Annotated in this window: 7 protein-coding genes; 4 read left to right on the top strand and 3 right to left on the bottom strand. The window is 55.5% G+C overall.

Annotation, left to right across the window (positions count from 1 at the left end; genetic code table 11):
- From yidD to rpmH, 3 genes are read right to left on the bottom strand one after another with little or no spacing between them, the layout of a single operon-like run.
- Entirely contained in the window at window positions 1–246 is a 246-nt protein-coding gene (gene yidD / locus ACZRN6_RS16185; protein ID WP_003213574.1) for a membrane protein insertion efficiency factor YidD, read from the bottom strand.
- Window positions 239–643, bottom strand: a complete 405-nt coding sequence (rnpA, locus tag ACZRN6_RS16190; RefSeq protein WP_053128141.1) for a ribonuclease P protein component — start codon at window positions 641–643, stop codon at window positions 239–241. The genes yidD and rnpA overlap by 8 nt, the downstream gene beginning before the upstream one ends.
- 16 nt (window positions 644–659) lie before the next feature.
- On the bottom strand, window positions 660–794 hold the full coding sequence (gene rpmH / locus ACZRN6_RS16195) for a 50S ribosomal protein L34 (RefSeq protein ID WP_003213577.1): 135 nt from the start codon (window positions 792–794) through the stop codon (window positions 660–662).
- 585 nt (window positions 795–1,379) lie between these two features.
- Between rpmH and dnaA the strand changes: the two genes are divergently transcribed.
- From dnaA to gyrB, 4 genes are read left to right on the top strand one after another with little or no spacing between them, the layout of a single operon-like run.
- Entirely contained in the window at window positions 1,380–2,900 is a 1,521-nt protein-coding gene (gene dnaA, locus ACZRN6_RS16200; protein WP_464008380.1) for a chromosomal replication initiator protein DnaA, read from the top strand.
- 39 nt (window positions 2,901–2,939) lie between these two features.
- The gene (gene dnaN, locus ACZRN6_RS16205; RefSeq protein ID WP_003213582.1) at window positions 2,940–4,043 is read left to right on the top strand and encodes a DNA polymerase III subunit beta; all 1,104 of its coding nucleotides are present in this window, start codon (window positions 2,940–2,942) and stop codon (window positions 4,041–4,043) included.
- A gap of 20 nt (window positions 4,044–4,063) precedes the next feature.
- Window positions 4,064–5,167 (top strand): DNA replication/repair protein RecF, encoded by a 1,104-nt coding sequence (gene recF, locus ACZRN6_RS16210; protein WP_464008381.1) that lies wholly within the window; start codon window positions 4,064–4,066, stop codon window positions 5,165–5,167.
- A gap of 4 nt (window positions 5,168–5,171) precedes the next feature.
- A complete protein-coding gene (gyrB, locus tag ACZRN6_RS16215; protein WP_464008382.1) occupies window positions 5,172–7,595 on the top strand; it encodes a DNA topoisomerase (ATP-hydrolyzing) subunit B in 2,424 nt (807 codons plus the stop codon).
- Window positions 7,596–8,129: the final 534 nt, after the last annotated feature.

The following is an 8,129-nucleotide window of genomic DNA, read 5'->3' on the forward strand; positions in this document are numbered from 1 at the left end:
TTACTCGGCCATCGAAGAAGAACGGGAGGTAGGGATAGGTGGAACCGGGTCATAACCACCGGGATTCCACGGATGACAGCGACCTAAACGACGAAAGGTCAGCCAGCCACCGCGCAGAAGGCCATGATTTTCTATGGCTTCCAGCGCGTAGCAGGAACAACTGGGGTAGAAACGACAGTGGTTTGCCATCAGGGGACTAATGGCATAGCGGTAAAACTGGATCGGAACGAGGGCCAGTTTACGCATCAGTACTGTCTACCCCTACAGTTTCGGTGCTGACAGCTGGTGCTGGCTTGTTGGTACGAGCCAAACGTTTCCAGAGCTTGCCGAAATGCTGAATCAATTCGGGGTTTTCTACGTCCCCCAAGCCTTTGCGCGCGACGATAACAATATCCCAACCAACCAGAGTGTCCTGGTGGAGGCGAAACGATTCGCGCATCAGACGCTTGAGGCGATTGCGCTCAACGGAGAGCTTTACGCTCTTCTTGCCGATCACCAACCCGAGACGGGGGTGATCCAGATCGTTGTTACGCGCAAGGAGCAGGAGATTTTTCCCCGGAACCTTGCCGGTGGGGGAGTCAAAGACTGCCTTGAAATGCCGGGGGGTTAGCAAACGCTTTTCCCGACTGAAGTCCTGACTCACCACCAGTACCGGATTATCAAACTGCCAGACGCGCACGACCTTTGGCGCGGCGACGCGACAGGACAGCACGGCCGTTCTTGGTGGCCATGCGAGCACGGAAGCCGTGAGTACGGGCGCGTTTGATGGTGCTTGGTTGGAAAGTACGTTTCATGGCGTGTTACCTGGTTCGTCCACAACGGGCCGGAATGGCCCCCGTTTTAAGAGACCGGCGATTCTAGAGAAAGCAAGCCTCTAGGTCAATTTCCAACCAGCTTTTCCTTCAATTAGATCTCTTGAGGCATTTGGACCGAATCCAGGCGATTCGGCTTTCACGAGCAATGCCATAGATATAAAAATAAAGAAGGAAGTTATTTAAAGCTTTTCTGTAAAGCTTATAAAAGCTAGGCAGGCGATCTTCTGTGGATAACTACCTTTAGGCCATATTCCACGTGGTGTACAGAGAATGACAACACGGGGGAGAAACGGTGCTCTGCCTGTGCTGCGCTATCGGATAACCTGTGTGTGGAATGGCTACTTATCCACAGGCCAGTTACCCACAGACTTTTGACCCCACTTGTACAACGGGCTTAGGGGCGCTTATCCACAGAGCTTATGCACAGACCATTTGTCGCCTTTTTTACGGTTAAGGCATTGATTCTTGGCGCCCTGTGAGCAACCTACATGTGGATAAGTGGACGGCTGGCCGCTACAATGGCGGCTGTTTTTGCCTCACCGGCTTTCAACTTAGGGGATATCCGTGTCAGTGGAACTTTGGCAGCAGTGCGTGGAGCTTTTGCGCGATGAGCTGCCTGCCCAGCAATTCAACACCTGGATCCGTCCGCTACAGGTCGAAGCCGAAGGCGACGAGTTGCGTGTCTACGCACCCAATCGTTTTGTTCTCGACTGGGTCAACGAGAAATACCTGAGTCGCGTTCTCGAGTTACTCGATGAACATGGCAACGGGCTTGCTCCTGTGCTCTCTTTATTAATAGGCAGCAAACGTAGCTCGGCACCTCGTGCTGCGCCGAATGCACCGTTGGCCGCAAGTGCCTCCCAGGCTCAAGCTGCAGCGGCACCTGTTAATAACTCGCCAGCGCCGATTGCCCAGACGCCTTCGAAATCCTCGTCGCAGAAAAACGCGCCTATAAATGAAGAGCCGTCCCGCGACAGCTTTGACCCGATGGCAGGCGCCAGCTCCCAACAGGCTCCGGTTCGTGCTGAACAACGCACCGTCCAGGTAGAAGGTGCGCTCAAGCACACCAGTTACCTGAACCGCACGTTCACCTTTGAGAACTTTGTCGAAGGTAAATCCAACCAGTTGGCCCGCGCGGCTGCCTGGCAGGTCGCCGACAACCCTAAGCACGGTTACAACCCGCTGTTCCTTTATGGTGGTGTTGGCTTGGGTAAAACTCACTTGATGCACGCTGTGGGTAACCATCTATTAAAGAAGAACCCGAATGCCAAGGTCGTGTACCTGCACTCGGAGCGCTTCGTGGCCGACATGGTCAAGGCGCTGCAGCTCAACGCGATCAACGAGTTCAAACGGTTCTACCGTTCCGTTGATGCGTTGCTGATCGATGACATTCAATTCTTCGCCCGCAAGGAACGTTCCCAGGAAGAGTTTTTCCACACGTTTAACGCGTTGCTCGAAGGTGGCCAACAGGTCATCTTGACCAGTGACCGTTATCCGAAGGAGATCGAAGGCTTGGAAGAGCGCCTGAAGTCGCGCTTCGGCTGGGGCCTGACCGTTGCGGTAGAGCCGCCGGAGCTGGAAACCCGGGTCGCGATCCTGATGAAGAAGGCCGACCAGGCTAAAGTCGACCTGCCCCACGATGCCGCATTTTTCATCGCCCAGCGCATTCGTTCCAACGTGCGTGAACTGGAAGGCGCGCTCAAGCGCGTCATCGCTCACTCGCACTTCATGGGCCGCGACATCACCATCGAGTTGATCCGCGAGTCCCTGAAAGACCTGTTGGCGTTGCAAGACAAGCTGGTGAGTGTGGATAACATCCAGCGCACCGTGGCCGAGTACTACAAGATCAAGATTTCCGACCTGCTGTCCAAGCGCCGTTCGCGCTCGGTAGCCCGTCCCCGCCAAGTGGCGATGGCGCTCTCCAAAGAGCTGACCAACCACAGCCTGCCGGAAATCGGTGATGTATTTGGCGGTCGCGACCACACCACGGTCTTGCACGCGTGCCGCAAGATCAACGAACTTAAGGAATCCGACGCGGATATTCGCGAGGACTACAAGAACCTGCTGCGTACACTGACTACTTGATGAACACCAGCGCAGCTTATTAAGGCAAGGGACTAGACCATGCATTTCACCATTCAACGCGAAGCCCTGTTGAAACCCCTGCAACTGGTCGCAGGCGTCGTCGAGCGCCGACAGACCTTGCCGGTGCTTTCCAACGTATTGCTGGTTGTCGAAGGCCAGCAACTGTCCTTGACCGGTACCGACCTGGAAGTCGAGCTGGTCGGTCGTGTCCAGCTCGAAGAACCCGCTGAACCTGGCGAGATCACCGTGCCAGCGCGCAAGCTGATGGACATCTGCAAAAGCTTGCCCAATGACGCACTGATCGACATCAAGGTTGATGAGCAGAAGTTGGTGGTCAAGGCTGGTCGCAGCCGCTTCACACTGTCGACTCTGCCGGCCAACGACTTCCCAACCGTGGAAGAAGGTCCAGGCTCACTGACCTGCAGCCTGGAACAAAGCCGTCTGCGCCGTTTGATCGAGCGCACCAGCTTCGCCATGGCCCAGCAGGACGTGCGTTACTACTTGAATGGCATGCTGCTGGAAGTTTCCGAAGGCATTATCCGCGCCGTGGCCACTGACGGTCACCGTCTGGCCATGTGCTCGATGAAAGCCGATATCGGTCAGCCGGATCGCCACCAGGTCATCGTGCCGCGTAAAGGTATTCTGGAACTGGCGCGCCTGCTGACCGAGCCGGATGGCAATGTCAGTATCGTATTGGGCCAGCACCACATCCGCGCGACCACGGGCGAGTTCACCTTCACGTCCAAGCTGGTTGATGGCAAGTTCCCGGATTACGAGCGTGTTCTGCCTAAAGGCGGCGACAAGCTGGTGATCGGCGATCGTCAGGCCCTGCGTGAAGCGTTCAGCCGTACCGCCATTCTGTCCAACGAGAAGTACCGCGGTATTCGCCTGCAATTGGCCAACGGCCAACTGAAAATCCAGGCCAATAACCCGGAGCAGGAAGAAGCGGAAGAAGAAGTGGGCGTTGACTACAACGGCGGTAACCTGGAAATCGGGTTTAACGTCAGCTACCTGTTGGACGTATTGGGCGTGATGACCACCGAACAGGTTCGCCTGATTCTGTCCGACTCCAACAGCAGTGCGCTGGTACAAGAATCCGACAACGATGACTCAGCGTACGTTGTCATGCCGATGCGCCTGTAATCATGTTCAGCAGAAGCTAGATGTCCCTCAGTCGCGTCTCGGTCACCGCGGTGCGCAATTTGCACCCGGTGACCTTCTCCCCATCCCCTCGCATCAATATCCTCCACGGCGCCAACGGCAGTGGCAAAACCAGCGTGCTGGAAGCCATTCACTTGCTGGGGCTCGCCCGTTCCTTTCGTAGTGCCCGCTTGTTACCGGTGATTCAGTATGAACAGCTGGCTTGCACGGTGTTTGGCCAAGTCGAATTAGCAGAAGGTGGGCATAGCAGCCTGGGGATATCTCGGGATCGGCAGGGAGAGTTTCAAATTCGCATCGACGGGCAGAATGCTCGCAGTGCTGCGCAACTGGCGGAAATCCTGCCGCTGCAACTGATCAACCCGGACAGCTTCCGTTTGCTGGAAGGTGCGCCGAAAATTCGCCGGCAGTTCCTCGATTGGGGTGTGTTCCACGTGGAACCGCGCTTCATGGCCACGTGGCAGCGCCTGCAGAAGGCCCTGCGGCAGCGGAACTCATGGCTGCGGCATGGTACACTTGACGCCGCTTCGCAAGCAGCGTGGGACCGGGAACTGTGCCTGGCCAGCGCTGAAATAGATGAATACCGCCGCGCCTATATCAAAGCCTTTAAACCAGTCTTTGAACAGACCTTGAGCGAGTTGCTTGAACTCGAGGGGCTGACGTTGAGTTACTACCGTGGTTGGGACAAAGACCGGGAACTGAGTGCAGTGCTCGCGACCTCCCTACAGCGGGATCAGCAAATTGGTCACACTCAGGCCGGACCACAACGAGCTGATTTGCGCCTTAGATTGGGCGCACATAATGCCGCGGACATCTTGTCCCGCGGTCAGCAGAAGTTGGTGGTCTGTGCTCTGCGTATCGCCCAGGGGCATCTGGTTAGCCAGGCCCGGCGCGGGCAATGTATTTATCTGGTGGATGACTTGCCTTCCGAACTGGACGAGCAGCACCGCCGCGCGTTATGCCGCTTGTTGGAAGACTTACGCTGCCAGGTGTTTATCACCTGTGTAGATCACGAATTATTGAGGGAAGGCTGGCAGACGGAAACGCCAGTCGCTTTGTTCCACGTGGAACAGGGCCGTATCACCCAGACCCACGACCATCGGGAGTGAAGGCATGAGCGAAGAAAATACGAATACGTACGACTCGACCAGCATTAAAGTGCTTAAAGGTTTAGATGCCGTACGCAAACGTCCCGGTATGTACATCGGTGATACCGATGATGGCAGCGGTCTGCACCACATGGTGTTCGAGGTGGTCGATAACTCGATCGACGAAGCTTTGGCCGGTCACTGCGACGACATCAGCATTATCATCCACCCGGACGAGTCCATCACCGTGCGCGACAACGGTCGTGGCATTCCGGTAGATGTGCATAAAGAAGAAGGCGTTTCGGCGGCAGAGGTCATCATGACCGTGCTCCACGCCGGCGGTAAGTTCGACGACAACTCCTATAAAGTTTCCGGCGGTTTGCACGGTGTAGGTGTTTCCGTGGTGAACGCCCTCTCCGAGCTGCTGGTGCTGACCGTACGTCGCAGTGGCAAGATTTGGGAGCAGACCTACGTCCATGGCGTTCCGCAAGAACCGATGAAAATCGTCGGTGAAAGCGAAACCACCGGTACGCAGATTCACTTCCGTCCTTCCGACGAAACCTTCAAGAACATCCACTTCAGCTGGGACATCCTGGCCAAGCGGATTCGTGAACTGTCGTTCCTTAACTCCGGTGTAGGTATCGTCCTCAAGGATGAACGCAGCGGTAAGGAAGAACTGTTCAAGTACGAAGGTGGCTTGCGTGCGTTCGTTGAATACTTGAACACTAACAAGACTCCGGTCAACCAGGTGTTCCACTTCAATGTGCAGCGTGATGACGGCATCGGCGTGGAAATCGCCTTGCAGTGGAACGACAGCTTCAACGAGAACCTGTTGTGCTTCACCAACAACATTCCTCAGCGCGATGGCGGTACTCACCTGGTGGGTTTCCGGTCTGCACTGACGCGTAACCTGAACACCTACATCGAAGCGGAAGGCCTGGCGAAGAAGCACAAAGTCGCCACCACCGGTGACGATGCACGTGAAGGCTTGACCGCTATTATCTCGGTCAAGGTTCCGGATCCGAAGTTCAGCTCCCAGACCAAAGACAAGCTGGTGTCTTCCGAAGTGAAGACAGCGGTTGAACAGGAAATGGGCAAGTACTTCTCCGACTTCCTGCTGGAAAACCCGAACGAAGCCAAGCTGGTTGTCGGCAAGATGATCGACGCGGCGCGGGCTCGTGAAGCTGCGCGTAAAGCCCGTGAGATGACCCGCCGTAAAGGTGCGCTGGATATCGCTGGCCTGCCGGGCAAACTGGCTGACTGCCAGGAGAAGGACCCTGCCCTCTCCGAACTGTACCTGGTGGAAGGTGACTCTGCTGGCGGTTCCGCCAAGCAGGGTCGTAACCGTCGCACCCAGGCCATCCTGCCGTTGAAGGGTAAGATCCTCAACGTCGAGAAGGCGCGCTTCGACAAGATGATTTCCTCTCAGGAAGTCGGCACGTTGATCACCGCCCTGGGCTGTGGCATCGGCCGCGATGAGTACAACATCGACAAGTTGCGCTACCACAACATCATCATCATGACTGATGCTGACGTCGACGGTTCGCACATCCGTACCCTGCTGTTGACGTTCTTCTTCCGTCAATTGCCGGAGCTGATCGAGCGTGGCTACATCTATATCGCCCAGCCGCCGTTGTACAAAGTCAAAAAGGGCAAGCAAGAGCAATACATCAAAGACGACGACGCCATGGAAGAGTACATGACGCAGTCGGCCCTGGAAGATGCGAGCCTGCACTTGAACGACGAAGCCCCGGGTATCTCCGGTGAAGCGTTGGAGCGACTGGTAAACGACTTCCGCATGGTGATGAAAACTCTCAAGCGGTTGTCGCGCCTGTACCCTCAGGAGCTGACCGAGCACTTCATCTACCTGCCTGCCGTTAGCCTGGAACAGCTGGGCGATCATGCGCACATGCAGGATTGGCTGGCCCAGTACGAAGTCCGTCTGCGCACCGTTGAAAAGTCTGGCCTGGTTTACAAAGCCAGCTTGCGTGAAGACCGTGAACGTAACGTCTGGCTGCCAGAGGTCGAACTGATCTCCCACGGCCTGTCGAACTACGTCACCTTCAACCGCGACTTCTTCGGCAGCAACGACTACAAGACAGTTGTCACCCTCGGCGCGCAACTGAGCACCCTGCTGGACGACGGTGCTTACATCCAGCGTGGCGAGCGTAAGAAAGCGGTCAAAGAGTTCAAGGAAGCCCTGGACTGGTTGATGGCGGAAAGCACCAAGCGTCACACCATTCAGCGATACAAAGGTCTGGGCGAAATGAACCCGGATCAGCTGTGGGAAACCACCATGGACCCAGCGCAGCGTCGCATGCTGCGTGTGACCATCGAAGACGCCATTGGCGCGGACCAGATCTTCAACACCCTGATGGGTGATGCGGTCGAGCCTCGTCGTGACTTCATCGAGAGCAACGCCCTGGCGGTGTCCAACCTGGACTTCTGATCAGGTGTAGGTTCGCGAATAGATGGTTCGGCTAATCCTCACCGGTTGGTCGACCATCCCAAAGAAAGCCCGCCCAAAGCGGGTTTTTTTTCGCTTCAATTAAACTGATTTTTGTCTTGGGCCGTGAGGCGATGGCAAGACTTGGCCGACAGGCAGACTGTGGCTGCTGCGCCCAAACGAAGCTGGCGCTCCTACGGCACTCAAGAACCGACAACATTTTTCGCAGAGATCTTATTAGGATCTTTCATAGTGGCAACCCAGGCTTTTTCAGGATGAGAAAATAATTTCAGCTAGGGGTTGACCACATATTTTAATACTGTACTATTCGCCTCCCGCTAACGAGCAGCTCGAAGTTGCTTGGAAGTTAAGTAGTTGATTTTGTTGTAAAAAATCATAAACTTTTAAGGGTATTAACTGAGAGGTTGCTGTATACTCCGCGCCTCGGTTGAGACGAAAGATCTTAACCAACCGCTCTTTAACAACTGAATCAAGCAATTCGTGTGGGTGCTTGTGGAGTCAGACTGATAGTCAACA

The sequence above is a fragment of the Pseudomonas sp. A125 genome, assembly GCF_055409485.1.